Source organism: Nodosilinea sp. E11, from assembly GCF_032813545.1.
Taxonomy (GTDB): Bacteria; Cyanobacteriota; Cyanobacteriia; order Phormidesmidales; family Phormidesmidaceae; genus Nodosilinea.
On the sequence record NZ_CP136520.1, the window covers coordinates 3,469,910 to 3,486,441 of the forward strand.

14 protein-coding genes are annotated in these 16,532 nt (G+C 58.7%); 11 read left to right on the top strand and 3 right to left on the bottom strand.

Annotation, left to right across the window (positions count from 1 at the left end; all coding sequences use genetic code 11):
- The first annotated feature begins 2 nt into the window (after positions 1 to 2).
- From RRF56_RS17565 to RRF56_RS17600, 8 genes are all read left to right on the top strand, one after another.
- The gene (locus RRF56_RS17565; RefSeq protein ID WP_317034455.1) at positions 3 to 893 is read left to right on the top strand and encodes an MBL fold metallo-hydrolase; all 891 of its coding nucleotides are present in this window, start codon (positions 3 to 5) and stop codon (positions 891 to 893) included.
- A 115-nt stretch (positions 894 to 1,008) separates the two neighbouring features.
- Entirely contained in the window at positions 1,009 to 2,094 is a 1,086-nt protein-coding gene (locus tag RRF56_RS17570; RefSeq protein ID WP_317034456.1) for a bifunctional riboflavin kinase/FAD synthetase, read from the top strand.
- 106 nt (positions 2,095 to 2,200) lie between these two features.
- The gene (locus tag RRF56_RS17575; RefSeq protein WP_317034457.1) at positions 2,201 to 3,109 is read left to right on the top strand and encodes a MoxR family ATPase; all 909 of its coding nucleotides are present in this window, start codon (positions 2,201 to 2,203) and stop codon (positions 3,107 to 3,109) included.
- Between the two features lie 120 nt (positions 3,110 to 3,229).
- Positions 3,230 to 3,484: a hypothetical protein gene (locus RRF56_RS17580; RefSeq protein ID WP_317034458.1), complete on the top strand. Its 255-nt coding sequence runs from the start codon at positions 3,230 to 3,232 to the stop codon at positions 3,482 to 3,484.
- Between the two features lie 11 nt (positions 3,485 to 3,495).
- Positions 3,496 to 4,722, top strand: a complete 1,227-nt coding sequence (locus RRF56_RS17585) for a murein transglycosylase A (protein ID WP_317034459.1) — start codon at positions 3,496 to 3,498, stop codon at positions 4,720 to 4,722.
- Positions 4,723 to 4,789: 67 nt separating this feature from the next.
- Positions 4,790 to 6,829, top strand: coding sequence for a cation:proton antiporter (locus RRF56_RS17590; protein ID WP_317034460.1), 2,040 nt, complete (start codon positions 4,790 to 4,792; stop codon positions 6,827 to 6,829).
- Positions 6,830 to 6,858: 29 nt separating this feature from the next.
- Positions 6,859 to 7,602, top strand: a complete 744-nt coding sequence (locus tag RRF56_RS17595) for a precorrin-2 C(20)-methyltransferase (RefSeq protein ID WP_317034461.1) — start codon at positions 6,859 to 6,861, stop codon at positions 7,600 to 7,602.
- A gap of 71 nt (positions 7,603 to 7,673) precedes the next feature.
- Positions 7,674 to 8,831: a hypothetical protein gene (locus tag RRF56_RS17600; protein ID WP_317034462.1), complete on the top strand. Its 1,158-nt coding sequence runs from the start codon at positions 7,674 to 7,676 to the stop codon at positions 8,829 to 8,831.
- A gap of 133 nt (positions 8,832 to 8,964) precedes the next feature.
- On the opposite strand, the gene RRF56_RS17605 is transcribed toward RRF56_RS17600, so the two are convergent.
- Positions 8,965 to 9,333 (bottom strand): MerR family transcriptional regulator, encoded by a 369-nt coding sequence (locus RRF56_RS17605; RefSeq protein ID WP_317034463.1) that lies wholly within the window; start codon positions 9,331 to 9,333, stop codon positions 8,965 to 8,967.
- Positions 9,334 to 9,515: 182 nt separating this feature from the next.
- On the opposite strand from RRF56_RS17605, the gene RRF56_RS17610 reads away from it, so the two are divergent.
- From RRF56_RS17610 to RRF56_RS17620, 3 genes are all read left to right on the top strand, one after another.
- Positions 9,516 to 10,778 (top strand): efflux RND transporter periplasmic adaptor subunit, encoded by a 1,263-nt coding sequence (locus RRF56_RS17610; RefSeq protein WP_317034464.1) that lies wholly within the window; start codon positions 9,516 to 9,518, stop codon positions 10,776 to 10,778.
- A gap of 126 nt (positions 10,779 to 10,904) precedes the next feature.
- Positions 10,905 to 14,150 (top strand): efflux RND transporter permease subunit, encoded by a 3,246-nt coding sequence (locus tag RRF56_RS17615; RefSeq protein WP_317034465.1) that lies wholly within the window; start codon positions 10,905 to 10,907, stop codon positions 14,148 to 14,150.
- A gap of 164 nt (positions 14,151 to 14,314) precedes the next feature.
- Positions 14,315 to 14,908: a GUN4 domain-containing protein gene (locus tag RRF56_RS17620; RefSeq protein ID WP_317034466.1), complete on the top strand. Its 594-nt coding sequence runs from the start codon at positions 14,315 to 14,317 to the stop codon at positions 14,906 to 14,908.
- A 152-nt stretch (positions 14,909 to 15,060) separates the two neighbouring features.
- Here the strand turns inward: RRF56_RS17620 and RRF56_RS17625 are convergent, their stop codons facing one another.
- Both RRF56_RS17625 and RRF56_RS17630 read right to left on the bottom strand, forming a co-directional pair.
- Complete coding sequence (locus tag RRF56_RS17625) at positions 15,061 to 15,435, bottom strand: hypothetical protein (RefSeq protein WP_317034467.1); 375 nt, start codon at positions 15,433 to 15,435, stop codon at positions 15,061 to 15,063.
- Positions 15,436 to 15,607: 172 nt separating this feature from the next.
- A complete protein-coding gene (locus RRF56_RS17630) occupies positions 15,608 to 16,525 on the bottom strand; it encodes an ABC transporter permease (RefSeq protein WP_317034468.1) in 918 nt (305 codons plus the stop codon).
- Positions 16,526 to 16,532 lie beyond the last annotated feature (7 nt).

Sequence of the window (16,532 nt, forward strand, 5' to 3'; positions counted from 1 at the left end):
TCATGGCTGAGCCAAACCAGCAGTTTTTAGTTCGGTTTTGGGGCGTGCGGGGCAGCATTGCCTGCCCTGGGCCGACCACGGTCCGCTACGGCGGCAATACGTCCTGCGTAGAAATGCTGGTCGGTGGGCATCGGTTGATTTTTGACGGCGGCACCGGCCTTCGAGAACTGGGGCTAACCCTTTTAACGGAAGGCCCGATTGAGGCCAATCTCTTCTTTACCCACTCCCACTGGGACCATATTCAGGGGTTCCCATTCTTTGTGCCCGCCTTTATGCGAGGCAATCGCTTCAATATCTATGGGGCGATCGCACCCAATGGCTCGACCATTGAGCAGCGCCTCAACGACCAAATGCTGCACCCCAACTTTCCGGTGCCCTTGCAGGTGATGGGGGCTGACCTCAAGTTTTGCGACATTGAGGTGGGCGAAACCCTGCACATAGGCGACATCACCATTGAGAATGCCCTGCTCAACCATCCCGGCGAAGCGGTAGGCTACCGAGTCACCTGGCAAAACTATGTGGCCGCCTATATTTCTGACACCGAGCACTATCCCGATCGCCTCGACGAAAACGTGGTCTGGCTGGCCCGCAATGCCGATGTCATGATCTACGACTCCACCTACACCGATGACGAGTACCACGATCCCAAATCGAGCAAGGTCAGCTGGGGGCACTCTACCTGGCAAGAGGCGGTTAAGGTAGCCAAGGCGGCTGGGGTAAAGACCCTGGTCATTTTTCACCACGACCCTGCCCACGATGACGACTTTATGGATCAAGTCGCGGTGCAGACTAAGGCCGCTTTCCCAGGCGCAGTGGTCGCCAAGGAGGGTATGGTCATCGATCTAACTACCTCGGCCTCAGCTCCGCTGTCCTCACCGATGATGGGTGCCTAGAAATCTCTGTGCCGGGGTATAAGCTGGCCTAAAAACCCGCTCACCTGACGCTTAAACCGGGCAAGATTCTCCCCCAGGCATTCGGGCTGGGAAAGTCTGTGTAAAAATGTAAAGCGTGTGGATCACGTCTTCGCTTACAACTGCTATTACCCCAACGGCGATCGCCCTGGGCAATTTTGATGGTGTGCATTTAGGGCATCGGGCGGTGATTAGCCCGGTGGTGCCAGCACCTCCCCAAGAGGGCAATGCCGGGCCTCAGCTAGAGGTGTCTGCGAGAGAGGCGGCTTTGCAAGGATTTAGCGATCGCCAGAGAAATGGCCCTAACGCGGCTCCAGTTGGGGCGCGCACCAGCGATCGGAAGGCCACTCCCATCCCTACGGTGATGACCTTTTTTCCCCATCCCCAGGAATTTTTTTCTGGGAAATCGCGGGCGCTGCTGACGCCGCTACCGGAGAAGGCGGCCCAAATTGCCCGGCTGGGCATTGAGCAACTGGTGCTGCTGCCCTTTGACCAGCACCTGGCTAACTGCTCTGCCGAAGAGTTTGTTGAGTTGTTGCTTGTGCAGCGGCTGCAGGTGCAGCATATCAGCGTGGGCAAAGACTTTTGCTTTGGCAAGCGGCGACAGGGCACCGTGGACGACCTCAAAACCTTAGCAGCCCGCCATGGGGTGCAGGTGCACATTACTCCCTTGAGCTGTCTAGGCACCGAACGCATTAGCAGTTCTCGCATTCGCCAAGCCCTAGAAGACACTGATTTAGAAACAGTCAAAGCCCTGTTAGGCAGACCTTACAGTCTCACGGGCCGAGTTGTGCGGGGGCAACAACTGGGGCGCACCATTGGCTTTCCTACCGCCAACCTGCACCTGCCCGCAGACAAGTTTTTGCCCCCCTCCGGGGTGTACAGCGTATGGGTTCACGGGGTCACCCATACCCCATACCCACGGGTGCCTGGGGTAATGAACCTGGGCACTCGGCCCACGGTCAGCGGGGTGGCCCTGACCGCTGAGGTGCATCTGCTCAACTGGCAGGGTGACCTCTACGGCAAAACCCTAGAGGTCTATCTCCATAGTTTCCTGCGGCCCGAGCAAAAGTTTGGTTCTCTCGACGACCTCAAGGCCCAAATTCACCGCGACGGTCAGCAGGCCCTGGGCGAACTAGCGCGAGCGCCGGTAGGCAATTTAGGCGCGATCGGGGCATCATAACCCTAGAGACATCACACCTAAGTTCAGTCGTGGCCGGTTGCCAGGGGCAATCATCCGCACGGATCGACCGCCCTGGACTGGACTGGGTATAGCAGGGAAGCTTGGCATGCGAGAGCGGATTGAAACGCTAGTTCAGAATTTAGACAAAACCATCGTCGGTAAATCAGATTCGATTCGACTGGTGCTGGTGGCACTGCTTTCGGGCGGTCATGCCCTGCTTGAAGATGTGCCTGGGGTGGGTAAAACGCTGTTGGCCAAATCGCTGGCCCGCTGCATTGACGGCAAATTCCAGCGGATTCAGTGCACTCCTGACCTGCTGCCCACCGATGTCACTGGCACGAATATCTGGAACCCCAGCAGTGGCGAATTTCAATTTTTGCCGGGGCCAGTGTTTGCCAATATTCTGCTAGCCGACGAAATTAACCGGGCCACCCCCCGCACCCAGTCGGCGCTGCTGGAGGTGATGGAAGAGCACCAGGTGACGCTGGATGGGCGATCGCGACCGGTTCCGGCCCCATTTTTTGTGATTGCCACCCAAAACCCGGTGGAGTACCAGGGCACCTTTCCACTGCCTGAAGCCCAGATGGATCGGTTCGCGCTCTCCTTTAGTCTCGGCTACCCCACAGAAAACGAAGAGATGAGCATGCTCCAGCGGCTGGGGGGCGCGACAACGCCCTACGATATTCAGCCCTGCATTACCCTCGACGAGGTGATGGCCCTACGGCAAGCCTGCGCCCAGGTGGCCATAGAAGATTCGCTCCAGCGCTACATTCTCGATCTGGTGCGGGCGACCCGCAGTCACAGCGATATTACCCTTGGGGTGAGCCCGCGTGGCTCAGTGGCGTTTTATCGAGCCACTCAGGCCCTGGCCTATCTGGAGGGGCGTAGCTATGCGACCCCGGACGATGTGAAACAGCTAGCTCCCCACGTGTTGGCCCACCGGCTTATCCCCGCCGGACACCACCGTTCCCCACAGCTTGTGGCACACCTGCTCGACACTACCCCCATTCCCTAAGGGGTTTAAATGCCTGGCGGTGTTGCTCAAGCAGGGCAAAAAATCTCCGGGGTGAAATGGTAGTTTTGAGAGCCAAACAGCCCATAATAGGGGCGGTGAACTGAAGGATCGCAATCTCCTATGCCAAGAACGCCCAGTGAGTACATCATTCACATGCTGTTTGATGGCGGCCACCACGAAGAGGTGCGCTTTTCTTCCATTCAAGATTTTCAAAAGTGGTACAGCGGCGAACTCATGCCCAAGGCTACTTCGGATGAATTTATTACGGTGCCTCTGCCCAAGGTAAACCCTGGCGAATACATGGTGATTCGCCCCTCTCGCATCAGTGCGATTCGGGTTGAGCCGGTGTTTAGTTCTAGTGTTGAACGGTTTTAATGGGCAATCGGGTGAGGTTTAGTGCATATTCTCGGTGGCTAGCGGCAGGGTTGGGGGCGATCGCCTCTCTCCTGGCCGCTGTCGAGGTGCCCTCGCTGGCGGTAGCTCAGGCAGATGTTCGGCCTCGGCCCCAGGTGGCGCAGCAGCCCGAGGCCGAGGCGGCAACGCGGCGGCCCCTGCGGCCCCTGCCCGCTGAGGCCGCCGCGTTGCTCTGGCCTGAATTGACTCTGCCCAGCGATCGCCAGGCGCTGATTCAGGCGATTAACCACAGCCTCACCTACCTAGCCACGCCCAAGGCCGCCGCTGACTATCAGGCCTATCCGGTGCCGGGGGTGACGCGCGATCGCGTCTACCGCAGTCTGCAACGCCTGCGCCAGTTAGTCGTCATCAGCCCCAGCCCTGCGGCCTTCCAGGCGGCCCTGCGGCGAGAATTTGTGGTCTACGAATCTATTGGGGCTGACGGTGAGGGCACCGTAGCCTACACCGGCTACTTTGAGCCGCAGTACCGCGCCAGTGCGGTACCCACCGCCGAGTACCGCTATCCCCTGTACCGCCGCCCCCCAACCCTAGATAATTGGCCCTTGCCTCACCCCACCCGGCTAGACCTAGAGGGAGTAGATGGGTTGGCCAGCAGTAATGGCCCCCTAGCGGGGTTGGAGTTGGTGTGGTTGGCCAGTCGGCTTGAAGCCTTTTTGGTGCAGGTGCAGGGGTCGGCGAAGCTCCAGCTCACCGATGGCCGGGTGATGTCAGTGGGTTATGCAGGTCGCACTGAGTACCCCTACACCAGCATTGGCCGTGCCCTGGTCAACGACGGTAAGATTGACCCTGATAACTTATCGCTGCCCAACCTGCTGGCCTACTTTGAGGCCCATCCCGAAGCCCTCGATCGCTACCTGCCCCAAAACGAGCGCTTTATCTTCTTTCGGGAAGGGGGCGAGGGGCCACCGACCGGCAGCCTCAGCGTGCCTGTGACTGCTGGCTATTCGATTGCCACCGATAAGTCGGTGCTGCCACCCGGGGCGATCGCCGTCATTCAAGTTCCTCTGCCCCAGCAGACTCCAGACGGTGACTGGGAAGAGCAGCCCACCACTCGATTAGTGCTCGACCAAGATACCGGCGGGGCCATTATTGGCCCTGGGCGCGTTGACCTATTCGTTGGCTCGGGGGCACAGGCCGGGGAGATGGCTGGGCGGATCAATACCCCTGGGCGTCTGTACTACCTACTGCTCCGGCCTTGAGCAGGCACCGTCGTTCTAGCGCTCTTCTTGCTGGTTTGCCACAGTAGGGGTGTTACCCTATAGGCCTATGGATACTTCCTTTGCCCTCACCCTTCAGATTGTGCTCACGGTGTTGGCCGGAGTCACTGCACAGGTCATTGGGGAAGTAGCTCGGGTCCCGAGCATCATTTTTTTGCTGCTGTTTGGCATTGCGCTTGGGCCAGACGGCATTGGGCTGCTTCATCCCCAAGATTTGGGGGTGGGCCTAGAGGTGATTGTCGCGCTCAGTGTGGCCCTGATTCTGTTTGAAGGGGGGCTGAGCCTAGAGCTGAGTGAGCTGGGTCAGGTTTCTAATAGCCTGCGCAATCTGGTCACTGTGGGCATTTTTGTAACGTTGATTGGCGGCGGGATGGCGGCCCACTGGCTCGGGGAGTTTCCCTGGTCGCTGGCGTTTCTCTACGCTTCGCTAGTCGTCGTCACCGGCCCCACGGTTATTGGCCCGCTGCTGCGCCAGGTGGAGGTAGACCGCAAGGTGGCCACCCTGCTAGAGGGCGAAGGGGTGCTGATTGACCCGGTGGGGGCAATTTTAGCGGTGGTGGTGCTCGACATTATTCTCAATGGCGATGCCGACCCCACTACGGTAGTAGGCGGGCTGATTTTGCGGCTCGGCATCGGCACCCTAATTGGGATGGTAGGCGGCGGGCTAATTGGTCTTTTGCTCAAGCAGGCCAATTTTTTAGGAGAAGACCTGCGCAACTTAGTGGTGCTGGCGGGGTTGTGGGGGTTGTTTGGTTTAGCCCAGAGTATTCGCAGCGAGTCGGGGCTGATGGCCACGGTGGTGGCGGGCATGATGGTGCGCTGGTTGTCGGTGCCCGACGAGCGACTCTTGCGCCGATTTAAAGGGCAGCTCACGGTGCTGGCCGTGTCGGTGCTGTTTATTTTATTGGCGGCAGATCTGTCTATTGCCAGTGTGTTTGCCCTGGGTAAAGGCGCAGTGCTGACCGTTTTGGTGCTGATGGTGGTGGTGCGCCCGATCAACATTTGGCTTTGCACTCGCTCTAGCGACCTGAATTGGCGACAGAAGTTATTTTTGGGTTGGGTGGCTCCACGCGGCATTGTGTCGGCCTCGGTGGCCTCACTGTTTGCCATTTTGCTCACCGATCGCGGCATCAGCGGCGGAGAGGCGATCAAGGCCCTAGTGTTTTTGACCATTATTATGACGGTGCTAGTGCAGGGGCTAACGGCGCGGTTTGTAGCCGGTTGGCTGCGGATTACCAAGGGCGACGCGGTAGGCGCAGTAATTGTGGGGTGTAGTCCCCTGAGCTTGTTGATCGCTCGCCTGCTGAAAGAGTATGGCGACCCCGTGGTGATGATTGACACGAACGAAAGTGCCTGCGAAGCCGCCGAGAAAGAAGGCATTGAGTTGTTGATTAGTAGTGCTCTCGATCGCGATGCCCTCGAAAAAGCGGGCCTCGAAAAGGCCGGTACCTTTTTAGCCATCACTAAAAACGGCGAGGTCAATGCTGTCGTCTCCCAGCGGGCTTTAGAAGAGTTTCAGCCTGCTCGGGTGATTGCAGTATTGCCCCAAGATAAAAGCCTAGGCGACCTGCCCAACAAAGGCCAGCTGAAGGGGGCACAAACGCCTCGCCTTTCTCTCAAGCAGTGGAATGCTTACCTGACCGACGGCGAGGTGCGCCTGGGCGAAACTCGGCTGCGACCCGAGGGCACCGACCGGCAACGGGAGCACTTGGCGACCCTGATGCGTAATGGAGGGATGGTGCCTCTCTTGGTGGAGCGCGATGATGCCCTGCGAGTGGCGCTGGGGCAAGAAGCGTGGGAAGTGGGCGATCGCATCATCTACCTGTGGCACGACTCTAAACCTAAGCTGCTCAAACAGCTAGCGGGCGGCATTCAGCCTACCCGTCTGAGCCTAGAGACAGTGCCCGTAGTCGAGGCAGTGCCCCCCGCACCAAAAGGCCCTTTGCCTGAGCAGACCGCCGCAGCAGTATTGCCCGATCTGCCCGATCCGCCTAACGGGTCCGCGACAGCGCTTGAAGTGCCTCCAGCTGCTGAGGCATCCAACCCAGATCGCTCCACAGATGAGTCGGCCTCGGCAGCAGATATCTAATCGATTATTCCCCTGTTTCATCCATCGGTATGGCGTCTACCTCCGCTCACTCCTCCCGCTTGGGCATTCTCACTGGCATTGGCGTCGGCCCCGGCGACCCCGATTTACTCACCCTTAAAGCGCTTAAGTGCTTACAAAAAGCCGATGTGGTGGCCTTTCCCCAAGGGCGTCATGGGCAGCCGGGGTTGGCCCAGCGAATTATTGCGCCGCATCTGGAGCAGCAGCAGCAATTACCCTTGGCCTTTCCCTATGTGCTCGATCAAGACCAGCTCTCCCAGGCTTGGCAGCAGGCGGGCGATCGCGTTTGGCAGTGCCTGAGCCAGGGGCAAAGCGTGGTGTTTGCCTGCGAGGGCGATCTCAGTTTCTACGGAACCTTTAACTACCTAGCCTTAAATCTAGAACGCCGCCACCCCGAGGTCACCATTGAGCGAGTTCCCGGCATTTGTTCGCCGATGGCGGCGGTCAGTGCCCTGGGTTTACCCCTCACGGTTCAGTCTGACAAGCTGGTGGTGCTCCCGGCCCTCTACACCCTGGCCGACCTCGATGGTGCTCTGGCCTGGGCTGACGTGGTGGTGCTACTCAAGGTGGGTTCTGTATACGATCAGGTGTGGCAGCGGCTAGAACAACGGCAGTTGCTCGACCAAAGCTGGGTTGTTGTCAACGCCACCCAACCTAGCCAGCGGATCTATCGCCCCCTTACCCCCTACCCCCATCTAGATCTGCCCTACTTTTCCCTCATGGTCATAAGGTCGGGGGCAAATCCGTTACCCTAGAGACAGTGAGGAACCTTGGCCCCCAGGGGCTAGTCAATACACCACACCGACCGTAGGCAGCGCAGTAAGGCATGAACCCACCGACCGCACCCAGGCTTAACCAATTACTCAAAACTGTACGCCAGCCCCAGTGGATAGCGGCTGGCTTGTCGATCGGTTTTCACGTGGTTTTGTTCGCGGCGGGGCCTTCGTTCTCAAGCCTGAATGTGGCAGGCCTGGGGGAAAACGAACCTAACGCAGAAGAGCGCCAGGTGCCGCTGATTGAGCTAAGTCCTGACGAACAGGGCCGCTTACCCGATTTCTCCTCCCCTGCCTATTCTCTGTTTCCCAGTGGCGACGACGACGATCTCTTTAGCTTGTTTCCACCCTCGGGTAACAGCTTGCCCCTAGATTCTGACTCCGACTTTGGGGCGTCGCTCTCCATTCCTGCCCCCCGGTTGCCGTCTAGCTCTCTGCCGTCGAGTATTTCACCTTTTATCGGGTCGGGGCGATCCTCGATTGTGCTGCCATCACGCCGTTCGACTCTGCCCCCAATTTCCAGCGGCGGCACCTTACCTCGCCCAACGCAGAACCCTGCGGCGGCGGGCAACGGCAATGCAACGGCCTCTGCACCTACCGCTACGCCTCCTGGCGGTAGCAACGGCACAGCAAGCGATCTGAGCACTCCCGAGGGCAATGGTGCTGACAGCGGCACGATCGGATCATCGCCTGAAACCGCTGCGGCCAATCCAGAAACCCCTGCTGCCGAGCGAGCCAGTGAACTGCTGGCCCGAGTGGAGTACAGCGAGACTCAAACCAGCGCCGCTGAGGTCGAAATTGCTAAGGCGGCCTGGCTGCGCACCGTTCAAGAGAAGTTGGGCAATGATGTGGCTCAGGCCTCAGAACCAATTACGCTTCAGGTGCCCTATAGCGGTCGACTCTGCCTGTCTCCAGAACCCACCGATGGGTTGCTTGGCCTAGTGGGCTTACCCAACGACGACAACGATGACCTTAAGCTCTGGACTGCGGTGCTCAAGAGCACCGGTTATCCCTTCTTAAACCAGGCGGCGGAGCAAGCGCTGCAGGGCATTGTGCAACAGGCCGATGAAGCGGGTGGCACCCTAGAACCCAACACCCTGTATCAGGTTGTGCTGGAGGTTGAGTACGATCGCCAAACTTGCATCAGCCGCGAGGCCCTGCTTCAGTCACGCACCACCGACAACGATGAGCCTGAGGCTGCGCAGGAGTAGGCTCGGAGAAAACCTGAAGGTGTTGTTGAGTGGGTGCATAAATTTGGGTAGAGTCCAGCAGCCGTTTACCTTTACGACAGACATTGCAGCTCTGATGCATCCCTCTATCCAGCAATGCCAACCTCAACAGGGGTTACGATGCCGCCTCTAGGTCTTGGGTGAGGAGCTCTAATTTATTGATGAGATAGGTTTTGATCGTGCTGAGCTGCCGCATTTTTTCGTTGATTTCGTGGACCTTGCCTTCAATAACTCTAATTTGGTCCTGTTGAGACATGGCCCCGCCTTCCCACTGGTCGAGCAGAGGCTTAATTTCTCTCAGGGTAAACCCCAGTCCTTTGCCCTGCACAATTAGCGTCAGGCGCTCAACGGTTTCGTGACCGTACTCTTTATAGCGGCGTGAACCAGCCTGGCGATCGCGGGCGGCAATCAGCCCCATTTTTTCGTAAAAGCGAATTGTGTCTTTAGACAACCCAGTTTGCTTAGCCAGTTCGCCAATCAGCATGGTGACACCCCAAATTTGTCAACCCCCTTGACTGTGGAGCATACTCCATAGTTTATGCTACCCGATATTCACGCCCTGCCTAGACTCATCTGTCGGGGTTCAGGGCCCATGTTTCTGCGGTTCTCTGCCTTACCATAGGTAGTGGCGACCGTTGCCTAATGCGCTCAACGTTTAGCTACCCTATGCCATTCGTCAACAGTTATCAAACCTGCCAGGCGTTAGGGTTTGCCCTGAGCCTGGCACTTGCGGTTTCGGCCTGTAGCCGACCTGATGCCCCTGGGGCGATGGAACCTCAAGCTGTGCCTGTGCGGGTGCAAGAACTCCAGCCCGGTGCCTTTGAAGAAAGCTCTGATTTTGTGGGCTCTCTAGAGGCGGCACAGCGCATTGAGCTGCGGCCTGAGGTAGCGGGTCGGGTAACTCAAGTTTTAATCAGCTCTGGCAGTGTCGTTAGCCAAGGGCAACCGGTGGTGCAGCTCAGCCCCGACCAAACCCAGTCCCAGGTGTCTGCATCCCAGGCGGCGGCCCAGGCGGCTGGTTTTGGCCGCGATGCCGCCCAAGCCCAGGTGGAGGCGGCCCAGGCCCAGGTGGCTCGCACCCAGGCCGACGTAGAACTGGCTTTGGTAGAGTATCGCCGTACTGAGCGGCTGGTCGAGGCGGGGGCGCTGAGCCGTCAAGACCTCGACAATGCCCAAAATCAGCTGACGGTTGCCCAGGCGGCCCAACGCCAGGCCGAAGACAATGTGCGCTCAGCCCAGGCCCAGCTTCAGCAAGCCCTCTCAACCTTTGAGCAGGCCCGCGCCCAGGTCGATGTCAGTCAGGCCGACCTGGGCTTTACGCAAGTGATTGCCCCAGTAGCTGGTGTGCTGGGGGATGTATCGTTGCGGGTAGGGGACTACGTGGAGGCAGGCGAAAGCCTGGGCACCATCACCCAAAATAATGAGCTGTTGTTGCGCATTCAGGTGCCGACGACCAGGGCGAGCCAGCTGAGATTGGGCATTCCGGTAGAGCTACTTAGCCCTGAAACCGGAGAGCCCTTGGCCACGGGGAGCATTAGCTTTCTCTCACCGGAGGTCGATGGGGCCGGACAATCGATTTTAGTCAAGGCTCGCTTTCCCAACGAGACGGGCAATTTGCGGGATGGGCAGTTTGTGCGGGCGCGGCTAATCTGGAGCACTACCGCCACGCTGCTGGTGCCGACTGTGGCCGTGACCCGCATTGCAGGGCAGAGCTTTGTGTTTGTGGCCGCTGATCAAACTCAGGAAAATGGCCAAACGATGCGAGTGGCGTCCCAGCGGCCAGTGCAGCTGGGTGAGATTCAAGGGGGCAACTACCAGGTGATTGACGGTCTGCGACCGGGAGATGAGGTGATTGTCACCAATATTCTTCAGCTGCAAGATGGTAGTCCCGTTGCCCCCGAGGCCCAAACATCGGCCTCGCCGCTTTAGTGCCTTGCTCGTTTGCTTTTAACTGCGTTTCTACCGGTGACCATCCATACTGCTGATTGTTGACCGCTTGATCGCTGATCGGCTGCTGATCGCATTCTTTACCCCCCAAGCTTCGGTATAACGCCCATGGCGCTGTTCTCCATTGCTGATACGTTTATTCGTCGCCCGGTGCTGACCACCGTGTGTACTGTGCTAATTGTGCTAGCGGGGGCAGTGGCGATACCGCTGCTGCCCATTGAGCAGTTGCCAGAAATTGCCCCGCTGCAAATTCAAGTGTCGGCCAACTACATTGGGGCCGACGCTGAAACCGTGGAAAGCAACGTCACTACGGTGCTAGAGCGGGAAATTAACGGGGTGGAGGGCATGGAGTTTATTACCTCCAGCAGCACCAACACGGGGCAGAGCAGCATCAACGTGGTGTTTCAGCCGGGGCGTGACAAAGACATTGCCCAGGTGGATGTGCAAAACCGGGTGGCTCGGGCAGAACCCCAACTGCCGCCGGAGGTGACTCAGCTTGGGGTGACGGTGAATGCTCAGTCGCCCAGCATTCTGTTGGTGTATCGGTTTTTTACCGATGACGATCGCTACGATGCTCTCTTTTTAAGCAACTACGCCGATCTGTTCATTCTAGATGAGATGAAGCAGATCAATGGGGTGGGCAACGCTGAGGTGTTTGGGGCGGGGCGCTATGCCATGCGCCTGTGGCTCGACCCGACGGCGTTGGCCAGTCAGCAAATGACCCCTGGCGATGTGGTGGCAGCCCTGCAAGAGCAAAATGTGCAGGTCGGTGGTGGCTCGGTTGGCGCGCCACCCACCAATAGCGGCCAGCCCTACCAGTACACGGTGCGTTTGCCCGGTCGCCTGCAGGAGGTGAGCGAGTTTGAGAACCTAGTGGTGAAGGTGGGGGAAGGCGGCAACCTGGTGCGTCTGCGGGAGATTGGGCGGGCGGAGTTGGGCGCGGAGGACTACAGCTTTGATGCCAGAACCCAGAGCAAGCTGGCGGCGGGCCTGCTGGTGTATCAGCTGCCGGGCAGTAATGCCCTGGAAGTGGCTCAGGCGGTACGCGATCGCATGACCGAGCTGCAAGCCAGCTTTCCCCCGGGCTACCGGGCAGAACTGGTGTTTGACACCACCGACTTTGTGCGGGTGTCGCTGCAGGAGGTGCTGAGCACCCTGGCGCTAGCGATCTTTTTGGTGCTGGCGATCTTGTTTTTGTTTTTGCAAGATTGGCGATCGACGATTGTGCCTGCGATCGCGATTCCGGTAGCGCTGATTGGGGCAATGGCCTTTTTGCTGGCCTTTGGCTTTTCGATCAATACACTCACCCTATTTGGCTGCATTTTGGCCTCGGGACTGGTGGTCGACGACGCAATTGTAATTGTCGAAGCCATCGCTGCCAAAATCGACCAGGGGATGCGGCCTCGTCTGGCCGCCCTAGATGCCATGCAGGAGCTATCGGGGGCGGTGATTTCGACCTCCCTGGTGCTGATGGCGGTGTTTATCCCGGTGGCGTTTTTTCCGGGCAGCACTGGCCGTATCTACCAGCAGTTTGCCCTTACCATCGCCTTTACAGTATTGGTCTCTACCTTTAATGCGCTGACCTTTTCACCCGCCATGTCGGCGCTACTGCTGCGGCCCAACGCCCCCGGCAATCGGGGTGGCCCCCTGGCCGGTTTCTTTAACCGCTTTAACACCACGTTAGTGTGGATCATTGAGCGCTATCGTCGGCTGGTGCGGGTGCTAATTCGCCTGCGCTACGGGGTACTGGCCCTGTTTGCCGTGGGGCTGCTGTTGCTAGTGGCCATGCTGCGGGTGGTGCCAACGGGCTTTGTGCCCGAAGAAGACCAGGGCTACTTTTTAGGAATTGTGCAGGCCCCCGACGGAGTGTCGCTGGAGTACACCAAGGGGGTGATGGCCCAGGCCGATGTCATTCTCAATCAGTTTCCTGAGATCGAGAGCACGTTTATGCTGTCGGGTTTTGGCTTTGAGGGGCCGTCGCCCAACCGGGGGGTGTTTTTTGCCACCCTGGCCCCCTGGGCCGATCGTCGGGCGGCTGAGTCAACGGTTATGGGGCTGTTGCCTCAGGTAAACGGTGCTCTTTCAGGCATTCAAGAGGCGCTGGTGATTGCCTTTAATGCCCCGCCAGTACCGGGCTTTAGCCCAACGGGAGCCCTGGAGATGCAGCTGCTCGATCGCAGCGGCAACCAGATGAGCATTGACCAGTTTTTGGGCAACACCTACGAAATTATGGGGTTGGCCAATCAGTCGCCCGCGTCGATGGGGGTGTTTACCCAGTTCACGGCCAGTTCGCCCCAGGTGCAGGTCGAGGTCAACCGCGATCGCCTCAAGGCTCTCGATGTGGATATCAACGAGGCGCTAACCACCGTGGGCACCTATCTGGGGTCTCGCTACGTCAACGACTTCACCAGTGGCGGTCGCAACTACCGGGTCTACGTACAGGCCGATCAGGCCTTTCGCAATGAGCCGAGAGATATCAACAGTATTTACGTGCGATCGCGCCAGAATGTCATGGTGCCCCTAGGCGAGGTGGTGACCTTGAGCGAGGTGGTTGGCCCCTCAACCATCAACCACTTCAACCTGCTGCGATCGATCAAGTTAGAGGGCATGCCCGCACCGGGAGCCAGCTCAGGGCAACTGATTACCGCCATGACTGAGGCCCACAGCCAGGCGGCTTTACCGGTGGTGGGGCAGGCTTGGCAAGGTACCGCCCGCGAAGAAATTACCTCAGGCGGCTTGGCCGTGGTGATCTTTGGGCTGGGGGTGCTGGTGGTGTTTTTGGTATTAGCCGCCCAGTACGAAAACTACGTCGACCCGATCATTATTTTGCTGACGGTACCACTGGCGGTGCTGGGGGCGCTGGTGTTTCTGTTCTTGCGGGGGCTCGACCTGAATATTTATGCCCAGGTGGGCCTGGTGATGCTGATTGGCCTAGCCAGCAAGAACGCCATTCTAATTGTTGAGTTTGCCAACCAAGCCAGAAGCCAGGGGCTGGGCTTAGTGCCCGCCGCCGTTGCCGCCGCCGAACAGCGATTTCGCCCGATTATCATGACGGCGATCTCCTCCCTGGTGGGCTTCTTTCCGCTGCTGATTGCCACGGGGGCGGGTAGCGCCAGCCGCTGGGCCGTGGGCTACACGGTGTTTGGCGGCCTGCTGGTGGCCACCGTGCTGAGCCTGCTGGTGGTGCCGGTGCTCTACGTGGTTTTAAAGGGCCTGGCCGAGCGAATGTTGCCCGGTGACCCTGGGGCACCACCCCCAACTACTTCTAGCCAGAGGCTGAGCGATCGCCCCCCCGAATTTCAAGATGACGAGGCGATCGCCCCCCTGCGTTCTCAGGGAGAACAGCCTGGCTAGGGCATTGGCGCGATCGTCGCTATGGGCTCAGTACTAGAATCTATAGCGTTGGCAAGAGATGCCGTTGCGCCGATCAGCGTGTTAGGACTCCCCCTAAGCCCCATCAGCAGCGAGGGGATCAGGCTTACATTCACTACGGCTTACATTCACTACAAGGAGTCAGCATGGACGGGGAAGGGTCTCAGGCAGAACTGGCTGCTCGTTTAGAGGCACTGGAGGCCAGGGTAGAAGGGTTTCTTCAGCAGGGCTTGGTAGAGCGGATTGCCCGACTCGAAGACGCCCTAACCTTGGTTACCGACGTAGAACGCTACCAGCCCCTGCAACTGTTGCTGAAAACCGGCAAGCTGCAAGAGGCCGATGAAGAAACGGTGCGGGTAATTTTGCAGCAGGCGGGCACCCCCAACCGCGAAGACCTCACCCCCGAAGCTATTCGGCTGTTTCCCTGTAGCGTGCTGCGGGTGATCGATCGCCTGTGGACTACCTATACTGGCGGGCGCTTTGGCTTTAGCGTGCAGCTTCAAATCTATAAAGCGGTGGGCGGCACCCTAGAAAGCGCGATCGCCCAAGACCCCGCCGCCCTCAACCGGCTGGGCGAACAGGTGGGGTGGCGACGAAACGACCAGTGGAAGACCGTTGACCAGGCCCGGCACGACTTCAATGACCCCGTGGGCTGCTACCCCGTAATCTGGTGGGATTCGCCCTACGGGGCCAAGATGGTGAATTATTTTCTCAGTCGACTGTTCACCTGCGAACTGTAACAAACAGCCGATGCTGAAGGGTTTTCAGCATCGGCTAGGCGTTAGCGGCCTGGTGGGAGATGTTTTGAACGGGGCAGTGGAGCGGCCTAATCCTCAAGCCTGCTTGGCTAACCCCCAGTTCCTCTCGGCAAAACCGCCAACCCCATCCAAGATTACTCGGCCCCAGTTTCAGGGGTGGTTTCAGTCGCCTCGGGCTGAGCCTGGCGGCGCAGAGCTTGTTCTCGCAGGGTTTGGAAATTCTGAGCTTCGTTGCTGATGCGGCCCCGGTGTTGGCGGCTAAAGTCGCTCATGCTGGTGCCATTCATCAGAGTGACCCGGTGAATGAGATCAAAGGGACTGGCATTATCGCCAAAGATGCCGCCGCTGGTATCTGTGGTGCCAAACCCTTCAGCGGCATTGACTCGGGGTGCACGGGTGGGGTCGGTGCCGGCGGCAGATTGGGCCAGGGCAGCCGGGGCTAATGACAATAGACCAACCGCCGCGATCGCAGCAGCTATCGGTCGAGACAGGGGGTGCAGAACAGCCATAGGAAAACTCCTAGACACCGTAGAACTAAACAACTAAATCACTGGAAAAACGCACTGTGCAATCGAAGCAAGCAGGCTGGTGATGGTGCTATTGTAGCGGCTAACTCCCAGACTGCCGAACCGGCTTAGACCAGTGGCAGAGCTGGTCTAGGTAACCTAACGGCCACCCTATCTAGGCAATACGGCGGCGCAGCAGCGGCTGAATCAGCCCCAGGGACAGCCCGCAAAATGCCACCAGCACCGCCAGACAGGCCCCCAGCGACACCGCCGCAAAGGGCGTTTGCATCACCGTGCTGCCCAGACTCCAGGTCGGATGCAGGTACACGTAGCGAATTGGCTCGATCGCATAGGTCAGCGGGTTTAAGCTGGCCACCACCTGTAGCCATTGAGGCATAAAGTCTAAGGGCACTAGCGCCGTGCTCGAAAACAACAGGGGTAGGTTAGTGACAAAAATTACCCCGATTAGCTCAATGTGGCCGGGCAGAGCAAAGGTCAACCCCAAACTCAAGGCAGTGACCCCTAACACCAGCGCCATCACAATAAATAGCACCAGCAACAGCCCAGGCACCGTGGGCAACCCGGCTCCAAGTACCGCACTGAGGGCCAAAATGGCCGCTGTTTGCACCAGACTGAGGGCGGCAATAAACAGCGCCGACGCCACCACAATGGAGTAGCGCGAGGCCAGCGGGGCCACTAAAAAGCGGTTGAGAAAGCCAAACTCGCGGTCAAACATTACCGGCAGCCCGGCATTGAGCGCCCCGCCAAAGGCCGTAAACACGATGATGCCTGCCCCCAAAAACTGACCGTAGTTGCGGCTTTCGCCAAACAGGCCAGCGGGTACGTTTTGAAACAGCGCCCCAAACAGCACCAGCCAGATCAACGGCTGAATGACCCCCGCCACCAGGGTGGTCGGGCGACGCTGAAGCTGAATAAACAGCCGCCGCGTCATCGCCAGGGTCTCTTGCACAAAGGCCCCAGAAACCAATCCCTGAGATTTTAATACGTCGGTTTTCCAGGCTTTAAGTTCGGCATTTTCGAGGCTGGGGGCAGCCTCTCGCAGCGCAGATGAGGTGGGAATGGTGGTACTCATAGTGTTA

Coding starts and splice junctions, on each gene's coding strand:
- RRF56_RS17565 (WP_317034455.1), top strand. CDS start 3: ATGGCTGAGCCAAACCAGCAGTTTTTAGTTCGGTTTTGGGGCGTGCGG.
- RRF56_RS17575 (WP_317034457.1), top strand. CDS start 2,201: ATGCGAGAGCGGATTGAAACGCTAGTTCAGAATTTAGACAAAACCATC.
- RRF56_RS17580 (WP_317034458.1), top strand. CDS start 3,230: ATGCCAAGAACGCCCAGTGAGTACATCATTCACATGCTGTTTGATGGC.
- RRF56_RS17590 (WP_317034460.1), top strand. CDS start 4,790: ATGGATACTTCCTTTGCCCTCACCCTTCAGATTGTGCTCACGGTGTTG.
- RRF56_RS17595 (WP_317034461.1), top strand. CDS start 6,859: ATGGCGTCTACCTCCGCTCACTCCTCCCGCTTGGGCATTCTCACTGGC.
- RRF56_RS17600 (WP_317034462.1), top strand. CDS start 7,674: ATGAACCCACCGACCGCACCCAGGCTTAACCAATTACTCAAAACTGTA.
- RRF56_RS17605 (WP_317034463.1), bottom strand. CDS start 9,333: ATGCTGATTGGCGAACTGGCTAAGCAAACTGGGTTGTCTAAAGACACA.
- RRF56_RS17610 (WP_317034464.1), top strand. CDS start 9,516: ATGCCATTCGTCAACAGTTATCAAACCTGCCAGGCGTTAGGGTTTGCC.
- RRF56_RS17615 (WP_317034465.1), top strand. CDS start 10,905: ATGGCGCTGTTCTCCATTGCTGATACGTTTATTCGTCGCCCGGTGCTG.
- RRF56_RS17620 (WP_317034466.1), top strand. CDS start 14,315: ATGGACGGGGAAGGGTCTCAGGCAGAACTGGCTGCTCGTTTAGAGGCA.
- RRF56_RS17625 (WP_317034467.1), bottom strand. CDS start 15,435: ATGGCTGTTCTGCACCCCCTGTCTCGACCGATAGCTGCTGCGATCGCG.
- RRF56_RS17630 (WP_317034468.1), bottom strand. CDS start 16,525: ATGAGTACCACCATTCCCACCTCATCTGCGCTGCGAGAGGCTGCCCCC.